At 71.5% G+C, this 16,503-nt stretch carries 14 protein-coding genes; 9 read left to right on the forward strand and 5 right to left on the reverse strand.

Annotated features, from left to right (window positions below; genetic code table 11):
- Positions 1 to 25 precede the first annotated feature (25 nt).
- The 3 genes from ACZ69Q_RS02845 to map all read right to left on the reverse strand — a co-directional run bounded on the left by ACZ69Q_RS02845 (position 26) and on the right by map (position 3,124).
- Entirely contained in the window at positions 26 to 1,870 is a 1,845-nt protein-coding gene (locus tag ACZ69Q_RS02845) for a lasso peptide isopeptide bond-forming cyclase (protein ID WP_471035228.1), read from the reverse strand.
- 25 nt (positions 1,871 to 1,895) lie between these two features.
- Complete coding sequence (locus ACZ69Q_RS02850; RefSeq protein ID WP_471035233.1) at positions 1,896 to 2,006, reverse strand: keywimysin-related RiPP; 111 nt, start codon at positions 2,004 to 2,006, stop codon at positions 1,896 to 1,898.
- A 341-nt stretch (positions 2,007 to 2,347) separates the two neighbouring features.
- The gene (map, locus tag ACZ69Q_RS02855) at positions 2,348 to 3,124 is read right to left on the reverse strand and encodes a type I methionyl aminopeptidase (RefSeq protein ID WP_471035237.1); all 777 of its coding nucleotides are present in this window, start codon (positions 3,122 to 3,124) and stop codon (positions 2,348 to 2,350) included.
- 74 nt (positions 3,125 to 3,198) lie between these two features.
- Here map and ACZ69Q_RS02860 point away from each other — a divergent pair, with 74 nt between their 5' ends.
- The 9 genes from ACZ69Q_RS02860 to ACZ69Q_RS02900 all read left to right on the forward strand — a co-directional run bounded on the left by ACZ69Q_RS02860 (position 3,199) and on the right by ACZ69Q_RS02900 (position 14,556).
- Complete coding sequence (locus ACZ69Q_RS02860) at positions 3,199 to 3,459, forward strand: helix-turn-helix domain-containing protein (RefSeq protein ID WP_471035242.1); 261 nt, start codon at positions 3,199 to 3,201, stop codon at positions 3,457 to 3,459.
- Between the two features lie 132 nt (positions 3,460 to 3,591).
- Positions 3,592 to 5,319, forward strand: coding sequence for a hypothetical protein (locus tag ACZ69Q_RS02865; RefSeq protein WP_471035247.1), 1,728 nt, complete (start codon positions 3,592 to 3,594; stop codon positions 5,317 to 5,319).
- A gap of 190 nt (positions 5,320 to 5,509) precedes the next feature.
- The gene (locus tag ACZ69Q_RS02870) at positions 5,510 to 6,352 is read left to right on the forward strand and encodes a nitrilase-related carbon-nitrogen hydrolase (protein ID WP_471035252.1); all 843 of its coding nucleotides are present in this window, start codon (positions 5,510 to 5,512) and stop codon (positions 6,350 to 6,352) included.
- Positions 6,349 to 7,632 carry an aspartate aminotransferase family protein gene (locus tag ACZ69Q_RS02875; protein WP_471035258.1) on the forward strand — a complete coding sequence of 428 codons (1,284 nt, stop codon included), beginning with the start codon at positions 6,349 to 6,351 and terminating at the stop codon, positions 7,630 to 7,632. The genes ACZ69Q_RS02870 and ACZ69Q_RS02875 overlap by 4 nt, the downstream gene beginning before the upstream one ends.
- Positions 7,633 to 7,671: 39 nt before the next feature.
- A complete protein-coding gene (locus tag ACZ69Q_RS02880) occupies positions 7,672 to 9,252 on the forward strand; it encodes a PucR family transcriptional regulator (RefSeq protein ID WP_471035264.1) in 1,581 nt (526 codons plus the stop codon).
- 155 nt (positions 9,253 to 9,407) lie between these two features.
- Positions 9,408 to 10,250, forward strand: coding sequence for a nitrilase-related carbon-nitrogen hydrolase (locus ACZ69Q_RS02885; RefSeq protein ID WP_062716579.1), 843 nt, complete (start codon positions 9,408 to 9,410; stop codon positions 10,248 to 10,250).
- A gap of 116 nt (positions 10,251 to 10,366) precedes the next feature.
- Positions 10,367 to 11,770 (forward strand): dihydropyrimidinase, encoded by a 1,404-nt coding sequence (gene hydA / locus ACZ69Q_RS02890; protein WP_471035274.1) that lies wholly within the window; start codon positions 10,367 to 10,369, stop codon positions 11,768 to 11,770.
- A gap of 11 nt (positions 11,771 to 11,781) precedes the next feature.
- Positions 11,782 to 12,804 carry a TIGR03842 family LLM class F420-dependent oxidoreductase gene (locus ACZ69Q_RS02895; protein WP_471035281.1) on the forward strand — a complete coding sequence of 341 codons (1,023 nt, stop codon included), beginning with the start codon at positions 11,782 to 11,784 and terminating at the stop codon, positions 12,802 to 12,804.
- A gap of 204 nt (positions 12,805 to 13,008) precedes the next feature.
- On the forward strand, positions 13,009 to 14,556 hold the full coding sequence (locus ACZ69Q_RS02900) for an NCS1 family nucleobase:cation symporter-1 (protein ID WP_471035283.1): 1,548 nt from the start codon (positions 13,009 to 13,011) through the stop codon (positions 14,554 to 14,556).
- A gap of 21 nt (positions 14,557 to 14,577) precedes the next feature.
- Here the strand turns inward: ACZ69Q_RS02900 and ACZ69Q_RS02905 are convergent, their stop codons facing one another.
- A complete protein-coding gene (locus ACZ69Q_RS02905; RefSeq protein WP_471035286.1) occupies positions 14,578 to 15,246 on the reverse strand; it encodes a hypothetical protein in 669 nt (222 codons plus the stop codon).
- A 150-nt stretch (positions 15,247 to 15,396) separates the two neighbouring features.
- A complete protein-coding gene (locus ACZ69Q_RS02910) occupies positions 15,397 to 16,404 on the reverse strand; it encodes a carboxymuconolactone decarboxylase family protein (RefSeq protein ID WP_471035290.1) in 1,008 nt (335 codons plus the stop codon).
- Between the last annotated feature and the right edge of the window lie 99 nt (positions 16,405 to 16,503).

Here is a 16,503-nt window from a genome sequence, read left to right on the forward strand (position 1 = left end):
CGCCTTTCTGATGCGGTGCGGGTTCTCAGGGAGTGCGGGCGCGGGTGCGGGACAGCCCCCGCAGCCACACCTCGGCGGCGATCGTGGAGTAGAGGATGGCGTCGGACAGTCCCGGAGAGGTGGGCCTCCGGGCGAGGCGGCGCAGCTCGGCGCCGTCCACCAGACCGAGCCGGGCCAGCCGGGAGTCCGCCCACAGCGCCAGCAGGTCGGCGCGGTGATCCCGCAGTCCGTCGGCGGCGTCCATGGCGGCCGTGGCCTTGGTGGTGCGCCGCAGGCACGCCTCGGGCACCAGGCCGCGCATCGCGGCGGTCAGCACCGGCTTGTACGCCCACGGAGTGACGCGCTCGGCGGGGCGTACGGCGAGACACGCCTCGATGACGCGGTCGTCGAGGAAGGGGTGGGCCATCGGCAGACCGGCGCGGGCCGCCATCCGGTCCCACTGGCGGATGATGCGCGTGGTCGAGCGGATCTGCTCCAGGTCCGCGTGCATCCCCCGGTCCGGATGCAGCGGTGCTGCCGTCGGCGCGGCGTCGAGCAGCGCCTGCCGCGCCAGCCGCTCGGTGTCGGTGGTCGCCCAGCCGAACAGCCGCGGTGCCATGCCCCAGCCGAGCCCGGTGGCCACGGAGGAGGGGGACGGATCGCGCAGCCGTCCGGCCGCGTCGGCGAGCCACCTGCCGTACGTCCTGGAGTCCGCCAGGGCGCGGACGGTGCCGGCGAGCGGCCAGTCCCACAGGGCCCGGAACCCGCGCATCTGCCGTACGGCGAACAGCGGCCGGGTGCGCAGCAGCCGGTGGTAGTAGGCCTCGGAGCACCAGGCCACGTGGTCGCCGCCGATGCCGGTCAGATGCACCCGGCTGCCGCGGGCGGCGAGGGCCGGCAGGTGGTGCAGGACCCGGGAGCGGTCCATGACGCCGATGGTGGGCTCGTCGAGGAGGTCGTCGATGCCGAGGAGGTCCTCGTAGACCAGCGGTGAGGCGTCCGCGTCCCAGATGACGTGCTCGACGTCCGGGAGGTGCCCCGCGGCCAGCTCGGCCCAGTGCAGATCGGAGTCCGCCGGATCTCGTCCCGGCCACGTGCCGGCCACCACGCGGGCGGGGGACCGGTCGGCGAGGAAGCAGACGGACGTGGAGTCCAGCCCGCCGGACAGGTCGCAGCTAACCACGCCGCCCTGCCGGGTCCGCGCGTCGACGGCCTCCTCCAGTGCCGTCCGGATCAGCGGCGCCGCCTCGGCGAGGGGCCGGACCGGCTCCGGCGGGGTCCACCAGCGGGTGTGCCGTGCGGAGCGCCCGTCGGTGGCGACGAGCACGGCGTCCTGCGGGAGCACGGCGGTGACCGGGCGCCACAGGGAGGTCTCGAACAGGGGGTACGGGGCGGGCCACAGCAGCCGGACGGCCAGTTCCTGCGGATCGGGGTCGAGGCCGAGAGCGGCGGCGAGGGTGTCGGCGCGGGTGGCGGTGACCCGTACGCCGTCGATCTCCGCGTGGAAGACCAGCCGCAGGCCGGAGGCGGTGCCCTGCACCCGGAGCCGTCCGCCGAGCGCGGCGACGAGATGGAAGCTGCCGGGGAGCGAGCGGGCGACCGCGTCGAGTTCCGCGAGGTCCCTCAGCCGTGCGGCCGTGCGGCGCAGCTCGCCGGCCTCGACCGGGCAGCAGCCGATGACGGCGAGGGCCGTGTCACCGGCACTCGCCGTGACGACCTCGTCGTCGCCCCAGTGGCCGACCAGCCAGGGCCGGCCCGACGCGTGGGTGAGGGTGCGGCAGCCGGGCCGGGCGAAGGACCGGGCCACGGCGTCCGCGTCCGCACGGTCCGGGAAGACCGTGAAGTCCGCGTCGCCGAGGCCCGTCCCCGCACTTGCGTGCAGTTCAGTCATGACGTCGGGTCAGTGCCGTCGCCCGTCAGTTCTTGCTCAGGATCAGACGGTCGTTGCCGTGGCGTCCCAGGAGCCCCGTCTCCTTGCGGAACGTTCCGAGCCGGATGAGCGTCGGCGCTTCGTATGCCTTCTTCATGACTACTCCTCACTGAGTCGTGGCCCAAGCCCCACGTCGGGTTGGGCGCAGCACACAGCTAGCTGCGGAATGTGAGGGCGCGGCAAGACGCGGCGCGAAAGTATGAACATACGAGAAGGTTGGCGACTCTGGTCCGGCGACGGGGCGCGCGCCCCGGGTGTGAGGGTGTCGCGGCCGCCGATGGCTCGCCGTGTACACGTGCGAAGAATCGTTTCCAGGTGCGCCTTGTCAGTGGTTGTGTCCGCCGTGCCCGAAACCCGGGGTGGGAGCCGCCGGGGCGCACTACGCGCCCCTCGGCGCACCCCACGTCCGGCAGTTCCGACGCTCGGCGGACGGGGTCGTCAGAGGGTTTCGCGGGCCGTGAGAATGCGCGGTCCCGCCTCGGTGATGGCCACCGTGTGCTCCGCGTGGGCCGCGCGGGAGCCGTCGTTCGTGCACAGGGTCCAGCCGTCCGGGGCCGCGTGGTAGCCGTCCTTGCCGCTCGCGATGAGCATCGGCTCGATGGCCAGCACCATCCCGTGCTGCAGCGGCATGCCCCGGCCCGGGGGGCCCTCGTTCGGCACCCCCGGGTCCTCGTGCATCTTGCGGCCGATGCCGTGGCCGCCGAACCCGTCCGGCACGCCGTACCCGGCCGTCCGGCACACCGAGCCGATGGCGTGGGCGATGTCGCCGATGCGATTGCCGACCACGGCCGCCTCGATGCCCGCCGCCAGCGCCCGCTCCGCCGTCTCGATCAGCCGTACGTCCGCCGGGCGGGCCCTGCCGACGGTGAAGCTGATCGCCGAGTCGCCGGCCCAGCCGCCCAGTTCGGCGCCGCAGTCGATGGAGACCAGATCGCCGTCGCGCAGGCGGTAGCCGGTCGGGATGCCGTGCACGATCGCGTCGTTCACCGAGGTGCAGATGACGGCGGGGAAGGGGGTGGGGGCGAAGGAGGGACGGTAACCGAGGAAGGGCGAGGTCGCCCCTGCGCCGCGCAGCACCTCGCGCGCCACCTCGTCCAGCTCCAGCAGGGAAACCCCCACGTCGGCGGCCTTGCGTACGGCCGTGAGAGCCAGGCCGACGACCTGTCCGGTCTCGTACATCTCATCGATCGACTTGTCCGTCTTCAGTTCCACCATGCCAATTACTATACCGGTATTTGAATGGGGATTGCTCGGGGTGGCCGGTCCGGGGCGGTATTAGAATGGGCGCCATGGTGCGCACCCCTCTCACCCCCGAAGAGCGTGAACGCGGCGAACGGCTCGGTCTGCTGCTCCGCGAGGCCCGCGGTGGCCGCAGCATGACGCAGGTCGCGGCGAGCGCCGGGATCTCCGCCGAGACGCTGCGCAAGATCGAGACCGGCCGGGCGCCGACGCCGGCCTTCTTCACGGTGGCCGCCCTGGCGGCGGCCCTCGGGTTGTCGATGGACGAACTGGTCGGGCAGTGTGCGCCGGTAGCCGAGGCCGCCGCCTGAAAGGTGTGCACGTCACGTTCCGGTAGGGGCGGCGTACTCTGCGTTCAGCCGGAAAACTCCCCGTAGCACGTTCGAAACACGGCTGGTGTTGCCTAACGGACCGGAGTGCTCCGGTCTGGCGGGAGTTGGGCGATGTCAGTGGATCAACTCCCGGCTCGGATGCGGGAGTTCGTGAACTACCTGGACGGCCTCACGGCGCGCCTGGATCAGGGCGGCGGCTGGTGCGGGGTGTTCTGGCAGCGTGACCCGGAGGGCATGCGGGCCTGCCTCGACGGACGTGAGGTGCCGCCCTGGGACGTGGTGGAGTCCCTGCTGCAGGACCTCGCCGCCCAGTACGGCCCGGGCGGCGCCGGCCCCGAGACGGAACGCGCCCGCGCCCTGCACACGGCCGCTCTCGCCGCGTACGACGCCCGGCCCGGCGGGCGCGACGCCCTCGGGGACCGCCTCGACGTCATGCTCCGCGAACAGCGCTACGCCGCCGAACGGCAGACGGAACTGAGCCGGTTGCTCGCCTCCGCCACCGGCCGTGAGCAAGCCGACGCCATCCGCCTCGACCTCGCCTGGGCCCGCGACGACCACGAACGCGCCACCGCACGATGCGCCGAACTCCGCTTCCGGATGGCCGACTTGGATCACCGGGCCACGAGCGCACGGGGGCAGGCGATACGACGGGATCGGATGGAGGAGGGGGCCGCTTTCCACGTCGATGACGGGTTCGGGGGTGACGGGGACGGGGCCGAGAGTTTCGGCGGCGAGGATCTCGGGGGCGGCGGGTTCGGCGGGGGCCGGTTCCGTGGTGACGGGTTCGGCGACGGCCGTGCCCGTGGTGACGGGTTCGGCGACGGCCGTGCCCGTGGTGACGGGTCCGAAGGGGGTCGTTTCCGCGGCGGGCGGCCGGGATACGAGGGGCGTGCGGTCGGTGGCTCGGTCGCGGATGCGGGGGAGTGGCACTCGCGTGCTGCGGAGACCGAAGATCTCGTGGGCCCGTACGGCGCGGAAGGCGACGCCGGGGTGACCGATCGGCCGGACGCGGGGCACACGCCCGCCCCCGTGCCGCCGGGCGAAGCGGGCGCAGCCCCGGACCCGTCGGGCACCGACGCCGCCCCCGTCCCCAAACAGCGCAAACGCCGCCGGGGCGGTGCCCGGTTCGCCGGGATGGTCGAGGAGGAGGTCGCCCCCGCCCTCGTACCGCCGACCGCCGAGCCCGTCCTGCCCACGCTGCCCGCCCAGACCGCCGCCACCGGCCGCCGTACACCGCGCGGGGCCCGGTTCGCCGGGGCCGCCGCCGAGGAGGTGGCCGTGACCCCGGCGCAGGCGCAGGGGGTCGGCCCGGCGGACCGGCAGGAGGTCGCCGGGATCGTGCAGGCGCTGGTGCGGTTGCGGGGTGAGGGGCGCAGCGGTGAGGCGCATGTGCTGCTCGTCGAGGCCGCGCACTGGCCCGCCGTACGCCTCCCGCTGCTCGCCGCCGAGATGCAGCGCGCCGGGCTCGGGGCGGACTGGGCGACCCTGCTGTGGGAGGCCGCCTCGCTGCCGGCCGAGCGGCTCGTCGCAGCAGCCGACGCGCTGACCGCTGCCGGGCGTGCCGAGGACGGGGAGCAGATCCTGCGGCAGGGCGTGCTGCGGCCGGCACAGGAGATCGGGCAGGCCGTGCTGGGGCTGGTCGGCGCCGGACGCCGCCGCGAGGTCCGCGCCCTCCTCGACGCGTACGTCCGCGTGCGTACCCCGGAGGAGGCCGCCCGCAGTGTCGAGACGGACCCGAGGGCGCTCGTGCCGCTCCTGCTGGAGGCCGCCCAGGGTGTCTCCGACGAGTGCCAGTGGGACCTCGTCCACGCCCTGCGGGTCGCGGGTTTCACCGCGTGACCCGAGCTCGCATCACCCGCCACACCCCTCCCACCGGCCCCATCCATCACCCACAGGAGGGTGAAACCTGATCGACTCAGCGGGTTAACGGCGATGGTCTTGGCAAGGCTGTCCCAGGGGCTTACTTTCAAGCCTCTACGGCCCCCTCTACGGGCGTAGAGGCTCTGACGTCCCGTCGAAGGAGCAGCTCATGGCCAACGTCGTACGCGCCGCTCTGGTCCAGGCCACCTGGACCGGCGACACCGAGTCCATGGTGGCGAAACACGAGGAGCACGCACGCGAGGCGGCCCGGCAGGGCGCCAGGATCATCGGCTTCCAGGAAGTCTTCAACGCTCCCTACTTCTGTCAGGTCCAGGACCCCGAGCACTACCGCTGGGCCGAGCCGGTCCCCGACGGGCCCACCACACGTCGTATGCAGGAGCTGGCCCGCGAGACCGGCATGGTGATCGTCGTGCCCGTCTTCGAGGTCGAGCAGTCCGGCTTCTACTACAACACCGCCGCGGTCATCGACTCCGACGGCACCTTCCTCGGCAAGTACCGCAAGCACCACATCCCGCAGGTCAAGGGCTTCTGGGAGAAGTACTACTTCAAGCCCGGCAACATCGGCTGGCCGGTCTTCGACACCGCGGTCGGGAAGGTGGGCGTCTACATCTGCTACGACCGCCACTTCCCGGAAGGCTGGCGGCAACTCGGTCTGAACGGCGCTCAGTTGGTCTACAACCCGTCGGCCACCTCGCGCGGGCTGTCCGCCTACCTGTGGCAGCTCGAACAGCCCGCGGCGGCCGTCGCCAACGAGTACTTCGTGGCCGCGATCAACCGGGTGGGGCAGGAGCCGTACGGCGACAACGACTTCTACGGGACGAGCTATTTCGTCAACCCGCGTGGGCAGGTTGTCGGGGAGATCGCCAGCGACAAGAGCGAGGAGCTCGTCGTGCGCGACCTCGACTTCGACCTGATCGACGAGGTGCGGCAGCAGTGGGCCTTCTACCGCGACCGCCGCCCCGACGCCTATGAAGGACTGGTGCAGCCGTGACCAAGGACCTGCTGGGACGCCACCGAGCCGTCATGCCGGACTGGCTCGCCCTGTATTACGAGGAGCCGCTGGAGATCACCCACGGCGAGGGCCGCCACGTCTGGGACGCCGCGGGCAACCGCTACCTCGACTTCTTCGGCGGCATCCTCACCACGATGACCGCGCACGCACTGCCCGAGATCACCAAGGCGGTGAGCGAGCAGGCCGGGCGGATCATCCACTCCTCCACCCTGTACCTCAACCGGCCCATGGTCGAACTCGCCGAGCGCATCGCCCACTTGAGCGGCATCCCGGACGCCCGCGTCTTCTTCACCACCTCCGGCACCGAGGCCAACGACACCGCGCTGATGCTCGCGACGACCCACCGGCAGAGCAACACCGTCCTCGCGATGCGCAACAGCTACCACGGCCGCTCCTTCAGCGCGGTCGGCATCACCGGCAACCGAGGCTGGTCGCCCACCTCGCTGTCGCCGCTCCAGACGCTGTACGTCCACGGCGGCGTCCGCACCCGCGGCCCCTACGCCCACCTCTCCGACGACGACTTCATCGCCGCCTGCGTCGACGACCTGAAGGACCTCCTCGGCCACACCCGCCCGCCCGCCGCCCTCATCGCCGAGCCGATCCAGGGCGTCGGCGGCTTCACCTCGGGCCCCGACGGGCTGTACGCCGCCTTCCGCGAGGTGCTCGCCGAGCGCGGCATCCTGTGGATTGCCGACGAGGTGCAGACCGGCTGGGGCCGCACCGGCGACCACTTCTGGGGCTGGCAGGCGCACGCGCGCTCCGGCCCGCCGGACATACTGACCTTCGCCAAGGGCATCGGCAACGGCATGTCCATCGGCGGCGTCGTCGCCCGCGCCGAGATCATGAACTGCCTCGACTCCAACAGCATCTCGACCTTCGGCGGCACCCAGATCACCATGGCGGCCGGCCTCGCCAACCTCTCCTACCTGCTGGAACACGACCTCCAGGGCAATGCCCGGCGGGTCGGCGGGCTGCTCCTGGAGCGGCTGCGGGCCGTCGCCGCGCAGGTGCCGAACGTCCGGGAGGTGCGCGGCCGCGGCCTCATGCTGGGCATCGAGCTCACCAGGCCCGGCACCGACGAGGCCGACCCCGCCGCCGCGTCCGCCGTGCTGGAGGCGGCCCGCGAGGGCGGCCTGCTCCTCGGCAAGGGCGGCGGCCACAACACCAGCGCCCTGCGCGTCGCCCCGCCCCTGTCCCTCACCGTCGCGGAGGCCGAGGAAGGCGCCGCGATCCTCGAGAACGCTCTGAGGAGCATCTAGCACGACCCGCCCCGAGCGCCTGAGTAAGGGAACGCCGCCATGACCACCACCTCGGAGCCCTTGGAGTCCACGGAACTCTCCGAACCCGCCCTGTCGGTCCGGCAGGTCCTCGGCCTGGAGCGGGTGCTGGCCGGGGAGCCCGAGGTGGTGGCCGGCGCCGGGCAGCTCGACCGGCCGGTGCGCTGGGTGCACGTCGCCGAGGCTCCGGACGTCGGCGTGATGCTCACCGGCGGCGAGATGGTGCTCACCACCGGTGTGCTGCTCGCCGGCGACGAGGACAAGCAGGCCGAGTACATCCGCTCCCTGCACCGGGCCGAGGCGGCGGCCGTCGTACTGGGCCTCGGCCGGGCGTTCCCCGCCCCGCCGGACGTGATGCGCCGGGCGGCCGAGCGGTGCGGGCTGCCCATGATCGTCCTGCACCGGCCGTTCCCCTTCGCCGAGCTGACCGAAGAGGTCCAGTGCCGCCTCGTGCGGCGCAAGTTCGCCGCCGTCAGCCTCTCGGAGTCCGTACGGACCGCGCTCACCGCACTCATCACCGCCGGTGCCCCGTTGCAGAGCCTGCTCGACGAGGTCGCCTCGCACAGCGCCTGCCCCGTCGTCGTCACCAACCTCGCCCACCGCGTCCTCGCCACGGCAGGGGAGCGGCCGGCGGTGGACGACGTACTGCGCGACTGGGAGCGCATCGCCAGGCAGGCCGGCGGCAGCGAGGGCGACGGCTGGATCCGCGCCGAACTCGGCGGACGCGGCGAGCGCTGGGGCCAGATCATGCTGTGCGGGCACCGCGGTGACGCCGCCACCGGACGGCTGCTCGCCGACCGCGCAGCCGAGGCCCTCGTCCTGCACCGCATGCTCGGCGGGAACTCCGCGCACACCTGGGAGGAGCAGTCCGCGCAGAGCCTGCTGACCGACCTCGTCAGCGGGGTCGTACCGGCGCGCCAACTGCTGCCGCGCGCGCGGGCCGCCGGGCTGCCGGTCAACCGGCGCGCCTTCGTGCCGCTCGTCGTACGGGACGGCGAGGCGGCCCAACTGGAACGTGTGCTGCGGATGCTGGGGCTGTCCGGGATCGTCGCCGAGCTCGCCGACGGGGCCACCGCCGTGCTGCTCAGCCTCGCCCGGGACCAGGACACCGCCCAGCTCGCCGCGAACTTCGCCGCGCGGGTGCGCTCGGAGACCGGAGCCGCCGCCACCGTCGTGGCCGCCGCCGACGCGCGGACCGCGTGGGACGACGTGCCCAGCGGGCTGCGCGAGGCCCAGCACGTCGCCGAGGCCGCCGACTCCTCGGCCGCCCTCGACCTTCCGGCCGTCGTCCGCCTCAGGGACGTCCATCTGCGCGGCCTGATCCGGCTGTTGCGCGACGACCCGCATGTGCAGTCGTTCGCGGAGCGGGAGTTGGACGGGCTGCTGTGCGCGGCCGACGACGACATGGTGTCCGTGCTGCGGACGTATCTCGCGACCGGCCGCAACAAGTCCCGCACCGCCCAGCTCCACCATGTCTCGCGGCCCGCGCTCTACCGCCGCCTTGAGGCGATACAGACACGGCTCGGCGTCGACCTCGACGATTTCGAACAGGCCGCATCCGTGCACATCGCACTCCTCGCGCACGACGCGCAACAGCGCTGAAACCTGCCACGACCTGGGAAAACGGCGGTGAAACATGGGAACACGACAGGGTGACACCGTGGCACGCCGCATGCCCGCAGACGTGACACCGTGCAACTCAAACCGCCGCCCGGGACTTCCTAGCCTTCTCGCACACCGAGCGACCGGAGGTCCCGATGAGCCGAGTGATTCGTGCCGCCCTCTTCCAGACCGCCTGGACCGGCGACAAGGAATCGATGATCCAGGTACACGAGCAGGCGGCCCGCGACGCGGCCGCGCAGGGTGCTCAAGTGCTGTGCTTCCAGGAGCTGTTCTACGGGCCATACTTCTGCCAGGTGCAGGACAAGGCGTTCTACGAGTACGCCGAGCAGATCCCCGAGGGGCCGACCGTCCGGCGCTTCCAGGCGCTCGCCAAGGAGCTGGGCATCGTCCTCGTACTGCCGATGTACGAGGAGGAGCAGCCGGGGGTCCTGTACAACACCGCCGCCGTGATCGACGCGGACGGCTCCTACCTCGGCAAGTACCGCAAGACCCACATCCCTCAAGTGCAGGGCTTCTGGGAGAAGTTCTACTTCCGCCCGGGCAACAGCGGCTGGCCGGTCTTCGAGACGGCCGTCGGGAAGATCGGCGTCTACATCTGCTACGACCGCCACTTCCCGGAGGGCTGGCGGGCGCTGGGCCTCGCCGGTGCCGAGATCGTGTTCAACCCCTCGGCCACCTCTCGCGGGCTCTCCCGCTATCTGTGGCAGCTCGAGCAGCCGGCGGCCGCCGTCGCCAACGAGTACTTCGTGGGCGCGATCAACCGGGTCGGCGTGGAGGACCTCGGCGACAACGACTTCTACGGCACCACGTACTTCGTCGACCCGGAGGCGCAGTTCGTCGGGGAGGTGGCGAGCGACAAGGAGACCGAACTCGTCGTCCGCGACCTGGACCTGGCCAAGCTCCGCGAGGTCCGCGACCGCTGGCAGTTCTACAGGGACCGCGCCCCGGGCGCGTACGGCCCGCTGACAGCCCCGTAGAACGCCGTCAGCGTCGGCCGACCCAGGGGCGCGGGGCTGTATCGAATATGCGGCTCCGCCGCGCGAGCGCGACCAGCCACAACCGAGCTGCACGTGACCAACAAGGGAGAGGACCCATGACCGGCCGAACTGTAATCCGCGGCGGCCTCGTCATCACCGCGTCCGACGAGCTGCACGCCGACGTCCTGATCGAGGACGGCCGTATCGCCGCCCTCGCCGCCGGCGGCACCCCGGCCGCCGACGCCTGGACGGCCGAGCGGACCATCGACGCCACCGGGAAGTACGTCATCCCGGGCGGCGTCGACGTCCACACCCATATGGAGCTGCCGTTCGGCGGCACCTTCGCCTCCGACACCTTCGAGACCGGCACCCGGGCCGCCGCCTGGGGCGGCACGACCACGATCGTCGACTTCGCCGTGCAGAGCGTGGGCCGCTCGCTGCGCGAGGGCCTCGACGCCTGGCACGCCAAGGCCGAGGGCAACTGCTCCATCGACTACGGCTTCCACATGATCGTCTCCGATGTGAACGAGGACACGCTCAAGGAGCTGGACCTGCTGGTCGAGGAGGGCGTGACCAGCTTCAAGCAGTTCATGGCCTACCCGGGGGTCTTCTACTCCGACGACGGCCAGATCCTGCGTGCCATGCAGCGCTCCGCCGAGAACGGCGGCCTGATCATGATGCACGCCGAGAACGGCATCGCGATCGACGTGCTGGTGGAGCAGGCGCTGGCGCGTGGGGAGACCGACCCGCGCTACCACGGCGAGGTGCGCAAGGCGCTGCTGGAGGCCGAGGCCACCCACCGGGCGATCCGGCTCGCGCAGGTCGCGGGCGCCCCGCTGTACGTCGTGCACGTCTCGGCCATGGAGGCGGTGGCCGAGCTGACCCGGGCACGCGACGAGGGCCTGAACGTCTTCGGCGAGACCTGCCCGCAGTACCTGTTCCTGTCCACCGACAACCTCGCCGAGCCGGACTTCGAGGGCGCGAAGTACGTGTGCTCGACGCCGCTGCGGCCGCGCGAGCACCAGGCCCAGTTGTGGAAGGGCCTCAGGACGAACGACCTCCAGGTCGTCTCCACCGACCACTGCCCCTTCTGCTTCGTCGGCCAGAAGGACCTCGGCCGGGGCGACTTCTCCAAGATCCCCAACGGTATGCCCGGCATCGAGAACCGTATGGACCTGCTCCACCAGGCCGTCGTCGAGGGCCGCATCACGCGCCGGCGCTGGATCGAGATCGCCTGCGCGAGCCCGGCCCGGATGTTCGGCATGTACCCGAAGAAGGGCACCATCGCGCCGGGTGCCGACGCCGACGTCGTGATCTACGACCCGCAGGCCACGCAGGTCATGTCCGCCGAGACCCACCACATGAACGTCGACTACTCGGCCTACGAGGGCAAGCGGACCACAGGCCGGGTCGAGACGGTCCTCTCGCGCGGCGAACTCGTCATCACCGAGCGGGAGTACACCGGTCACGCCGGGCACGGTGTCTACACGCCCCGCTCCACCTGTCAGTACCTCAACTAGGAGCGGAGCACATGGACTTCGGACTCGTCCTGCAGACCGACCCGCCCGCCTCGCGGGTCGTCAGCCTGATGAAACGCGCCGAGCGCAGCGGGTTCAGCTACGGCTGGACCTTCGACTCGGCCGTGCTGTGGCAGGAGCCGTTCGTCATCTACAGCCAGATCCTGGCCAACACCCAGAAGCTGACGGTCGGGCCCATGGTGACCAACCCGGGCACCCGCACCTGGGAGGTCACCGCCTCCACCTTCGCCACCCTCAACGACATGTTCGGCAACCGCACGGTCTGCGGCATCGGCCGCGGCGACTCGGCCATGCGCGTCGCCGGCCGCAAGCCCAACACGCTGGCCCGGATCAGCGAGGCCATGAAGGTCATCCGGGCGCTCGGCAGCGGGCAGGAGGCCGACCTCGGCGGCGGCACGGTCGTCAGGTTCCCGTGGATCAAGCCGGGCGCCCAACTCCCCGTCTGGATGGCGGCGTACGGCCCGAAGGCCCTGAAGATGACCGGTGAGGAGGCCGACGGGTTCATCCTTCAGCTCGCCGACCTCTATCTGACGGAGTACATGGTCAAGGCCGTGAAGGACGCGGCGGTCGCGGCCGGTCGTGACCCGTCCGAGGTGAAGATCTGCGTGGCCGCCCCGGCGTACGTCACCGAGGACGACTCGCCCGAGAAGCTCGCCCACGCCCGCGAGCAGTGCCGCTGGTTCGGCGGGATGGTCGGCAACCACGTGGCCGACCTGGTGTCCAAGTACGGCGAGCACTCCGCGGCCGTCCCCGAGGAACTCACCGACTACATCAAGGCCCGCGAGGGCTACGACTACTCCCACCACGGGCGCGCCGACAACCCCGACACCGCGTTCGTGCCCGACGAGATCGTCGACCGGTTCTGCCTCATCGGCCCGGTCGAGAAGCACATCGAGAAGCTGAACGCCCTGCGCGAACTGGGCGTCGACCAGTTCGCCGTCTACGACATGCACGACGCGCAGGAAGCGGTGATCGACGCGTACGGCTCGTCGGTCATCCCCGCGGTCAACTCCTGACGCCCCTCCACGAGTTCACGCGACACCGCTCCACCGACCCCCCACCCCTTGTCTCCCTCCCCACCGGTCCCGGCCTCCCCGCCGTCCCGGGGAGGGGAGGGGAGGCGGGGCCCGGGGAAGGGTGGCCCCGCACCCACCCGTCCCCGTCGCCCCGCCGGCCCCCGCACGGCCTTTCCCGTTCCCGTCCAATCGATTGGCCTGCTCATGACCAATACAGTCCCCAAGGGGTCACCGATATCGCAGTCCGCCGACACCGGCGGCCGGATCGAGCTCGCCCCCGAGGCGTTCCCCGCCGACAGCCCCTTCGCCAACGAGGATCTGCGTCCCGTTCCGGTCGCCGAGCGCAAGTGGACGACGTACAACTTCGCGGCCCTGTGGATCTCGATGGCCCACTGCATCCCGAGCTGGACCCTGGCCTCCGGCCTGGTCGCGCTCGGCATGGACTGGAAGCAGGCCGTCTTCACCATCGCCCTGGCCAACGTCATCGTGCTGCTGCCGATGCTGGCCACCGGGCACGCCGGGCCCAAGTACGGCATACCCTTCCCGGTGCTGGCGCGGGCCTCCTTCGGGCTGCGCGGCGCCAACATCCCGGCGATGATCCGGGCGGCCGTGGCCTGCGGCTGGTTCGGCATCCAGACCTGGATCGGCGGCAGCGGCATCTTCGCGCTCGGCTCCAAGCTCACCGGGGGCCACTGGGAGAACGCGGGCAAGATCGCGGGCAACCCCTGGCCGCTGTGGCTCTGCTTCATCCTGTTCTGGGCCGTGCAGATCGCCATCATCTACCGCGGCATGGACTTCCTGCGGCACTTCGAGAACTGGGCCGCGCCTTTCGTGATCGTCGGTGCGGTGGTCCTGCTGGTCTGGATCGCGGTCAAGGCGGACGGGTTCGGCGCGCTGCTCGACCAGCCCTCGAAGCTCGGCTGGGGCCCCGACTTCTGGCCGGTCTTCTTCCCGTCCCTGATGGGAATGATCGGTTTCTGGGCGACTCTGTCCCTCAACATCCCCGACTTCACCCGCTTCGGCGCCAGCCAGAAGGCGCAGACCTGGGGACAGTCCCTCGGTCTGCCGACGACCATGACGCTCTTCGCGGTCCTCGCCGTCCTGGTCACCTCCGGCTCCGAGGTCGTCTACGGCGAGGCCATCTGGGACCCGGTCACCCTGGCCGCCAAGACCGACAGCGTCTTCGGTCTGCTCTTCGCCCTCATCGTGGTGCTGGTCGCCACGATCTCCGTGAACATCGCGGCGAACGTGGTCTCCCCGGCGTACGACCTGGCGAACCTGGCGCCGAAGCTCATCAACTTCCGTACGGGCGCGCTGATCACCGGTGTCGTCGGCATCCTGATCTTCCCGTGGAAGCTGATCTCCACCCCGGAGTTCTACATCTTCACCTGGCTCGGAGTGGTCGGCGGCCTGCTCGGCACGGTCGCGGGCATCCTGATCGCCGACTACTGGATCGTCCGGCGCACGGTCCTGCACCTCGCCGACCTGTACACACCCGGCGGGCGCTACTGGTACTCGTCGGGCTGGAACCTGCGTGCCATCGCCGCCTTCGTCGTCGGCGGCGTCCTCGCGGTCGGCGGCTCGTACTCGGGGGTGGGCGCGGACGGCTCGAAGACCGGGCCGTTCCCGGCCGACGGACTGATCCCGTTCCTCAAGCCGCTCGCCGACTACGGCTGGGCGGTGGGCCTGGGCACCTCGCTGGTGCTGTACGTGGTGCTGATGGGCGGCCGCAAGGACCGCGCGGACGCCTGATGGAACCGCCGGGGAGGACGGTCAGCCCTGCTGGCCGTCCTCCAGGGCGGCGACCGCCTCCTTGGCCGCCTTGATCGCGCCCTTGTTGATGTCGTCGGTGCCGGGCGCCTTCTTCGACTCGAAGTCGCTTCCGCTGTAGGTGATGGAGACCAGCGCGTTGGACGCGCGGACCATCACCGTGCCCTCGCGGGTCTGCTGTCCGTCCTCGGTGCTGAGGTTCACCACGGAGTAGCCCGCGTCGCCGATTCCGGGCACGGCGCCCCCGCCGCTCTTGTCCGCGACGCGCTCCTTGTAGGACTCCTCGGCAGCCTCGTCCGACGCCGTGATCTCGAAGGACACGTCCAGCCAGCGGTACTCGTATCCCTTGAGCGCGTTCCACGAGCAGGTGCGGCGCACCTTGGAGTCGGTCGACGGGATCTCCTTGCCGGCCGTCTTGGCGCCGGGCACGAGGTCCTTTATCGACTTCGAGCCCAGGCTGCCGCAGGGCGAGGGAGCGGCGGCGTACGTCTTCGACGCCGCCGCAGTCGCGGGAGCCGAGGGTGAGTCCTCGTCCGTCTTCTGTGTCGCCGTCCGGTCCTCGGCGGCCGGTGGCGTGGCGGGCCCGGACGACAGCGCCCAGCCAGCGGCGGCGAGCACGACGACGGGCGACAGTCGTGCGGTGAGGGCGAGCGGCAAGGGAAGAGAACGCAAGGCGCACTTCTCGTGGGGGACGGTGCGGAAGGAGTCCGCACTGCGGACGGGACGCCAGTGTCACATGACTCCCTGTGAGGCGGAAGAGCCAACTCGCTCCGTGCCGATGCCACTACGGACGGGACGCGATTACGTGGTGCCCTGGGCCAATTACAGAGCCTCCTGGGTGATTTGGGCGGAAAATGCGCTTTCGATGCGGTCCACGGCGATGAAGGCGCCGTACGCGACGAGATGCACCAGACAGTGGTCGGTGTGCTCCGGCCGGCGCCACGCCGCCACGTCCTCGTCGGTGATGCGGTACGGCGCCAGCGCGGCCAGCAGCGCCAGCCGCGCCCCGGGACGCTCCCGGCGGTCCGGGATCCCGTCCAGGGCCAGCGGCGGATGCGTGCCGTCCCAGTCCTGGAGGGCCGCCTCCACCAGGTCGTGATCCTCGGCGTCGAGGAGCCCCGCGCCGCTCATGGCCGCCCTGAGCAGCGACGCGTACGCGATACCGACGGGTGTGCCGCGTGCCCACGCGGGCGCCTCACCGGCGTCGATGTCGTCGAGCAGCGCCAGCGACCGGCCGGGGCGGGCGGTGCGGCGCACGGTCCGTGAGAGCGCCCGGCCCGCGATGCTGCGTACCGCCCGCAGGCGCTGGGCGCCCGCCGGGAGCAGGTTCTCGGTCAGCAGGGCCGACGCGATCCGGTTGATGAAGTGGAAGGTGAGCGCGGTGCCGAGATAGGCGGGGGCGTGCTCGCGCGGGAACGGGTACGGCTCCAGGTCGGCGCCGGGCACGCGTGTGTGCCGCCCCCAGGCGAGCAGGCGCGCGTGCTCCTCGTTCTGCGGTGTCTGCCCGCGGGCCACCCGCTCGGCGAGCGCGTGGTCGCCGGTGGCGTGCAGCAGCACGGTGTGCGCGTCCACGCAGAACGGACACCTGTTGGCGAGCGACACCCCGAGCGCCACGAGTTCCTTGCCGGTGCGGCTGCCCGGACCCGCGATGAGCGACTCGCGCAGCAACGCCCAGGCGGGGGCGAGGAGTTCGGGTGCCGAGGACAGGACCACGAAGGTGGAGGGCTCGGCGATGCCGAAGTCGAGGGCGATCTGCGCGTACACCTCGGCGACGGTGCCGGCGGCCGATGCGGGCGGAAGGGGTTCGGTGTGACGGAAGGGTGTGGACATGGGCAGTAGCGTGCGCCGCCGGGGCGGTTCGGGTCGTCGTACCGGCGAACGGAGTCGGGGCTGCGCCGGCGGGGCGTGCCGGTGGCCGGCACTACTGCG

The organism is Streptomyces sp. NPDC036764, assembly GCF_055609385.1.

Coding starts and splice junctions, on each gene's coding strand:
- ACZ69Q_RS02850 (WP_471035233.1), bottom strand. CDS start 2,006: ATGAAGAAGGCATACGAAGCGCCGACGCTCATCCGGCTCGGAACGTTC.
- ACZ69Q_RS02895 (WP_471035281.1), top strand. CDS start 11,782: ATGGACTTCGGACTCGTCCTGCAGACCGACCCGCCCGCCTCGCGGGTC.
- ACZ69Q_RS02865 (WP_471035247.1), top strand. CDS start 3,592: ATGTCAGTGGATCAACTCCCGGCTCGGATGCGGGAGTTCGTGAACTAC.
- ACZ69Q_RS02860 (WP_471035242.1), top strand. CDS start 3,199: ATGGTGCGCACCCCTCTCACCCCCGAAGAGCGTGAACGCGGCGAACGG.
- map (WP_471035237.1), bottom strand. CDS start 3,124: ATGGTGGAACTGAAGACGGACAAGTCGATCGATGAGATGTACGAGACC.
- ACZ69Q_RS02880 (WP_471035264.1), top strand. CDS start 7,672: ATGACCACCACCTCGGAGCCCTTGGAGTCCACGGAACTCTCCGAACCC.
- ACZ69Q_RS02900 (WP_471035283.1), top strand. CDS start 13,009: ATGACCAATACAGTCCCCAAGGGGTCACCGATATCGCAGTCCGCCGAC.
- ACZ69Q_RS02870 (WP_471035252.1), top strand. CDS start 5,510: ATGGCCAACGTCGTACGCGCCGCTCTGGTCCAGGCCACCTGGACCGGC.
- hydA (WP_471035274.1), top strand. CDS start 10,367: ATGACCGGCCGAACTGTAATCCGCGGCGGCCTCGTCATCACCGCGTCC.
- ACZ69Q_RS02910 (WP_471035290.1), bottom strand. CDS start 16,404: ATGTCCACACCCTTCCGTCACACCGAACCCCTTCCGCCCGCATCGGCC.
- ACZ69Q_RS02885 (WP_062716579.1), top strand. CDS start 9,408: ATGAGCCGAGTGATTCGTGCCGCCCTCTTCCAGACCGCCTGGACCGGC.
- ACZ69Q_RS02845 (WP_471035228.1), bottom strand. CDS start 1,870: ATGACTGAACTGCACGCAAGTGCGGGGACGGGCCTCGGCGACGCGGAC.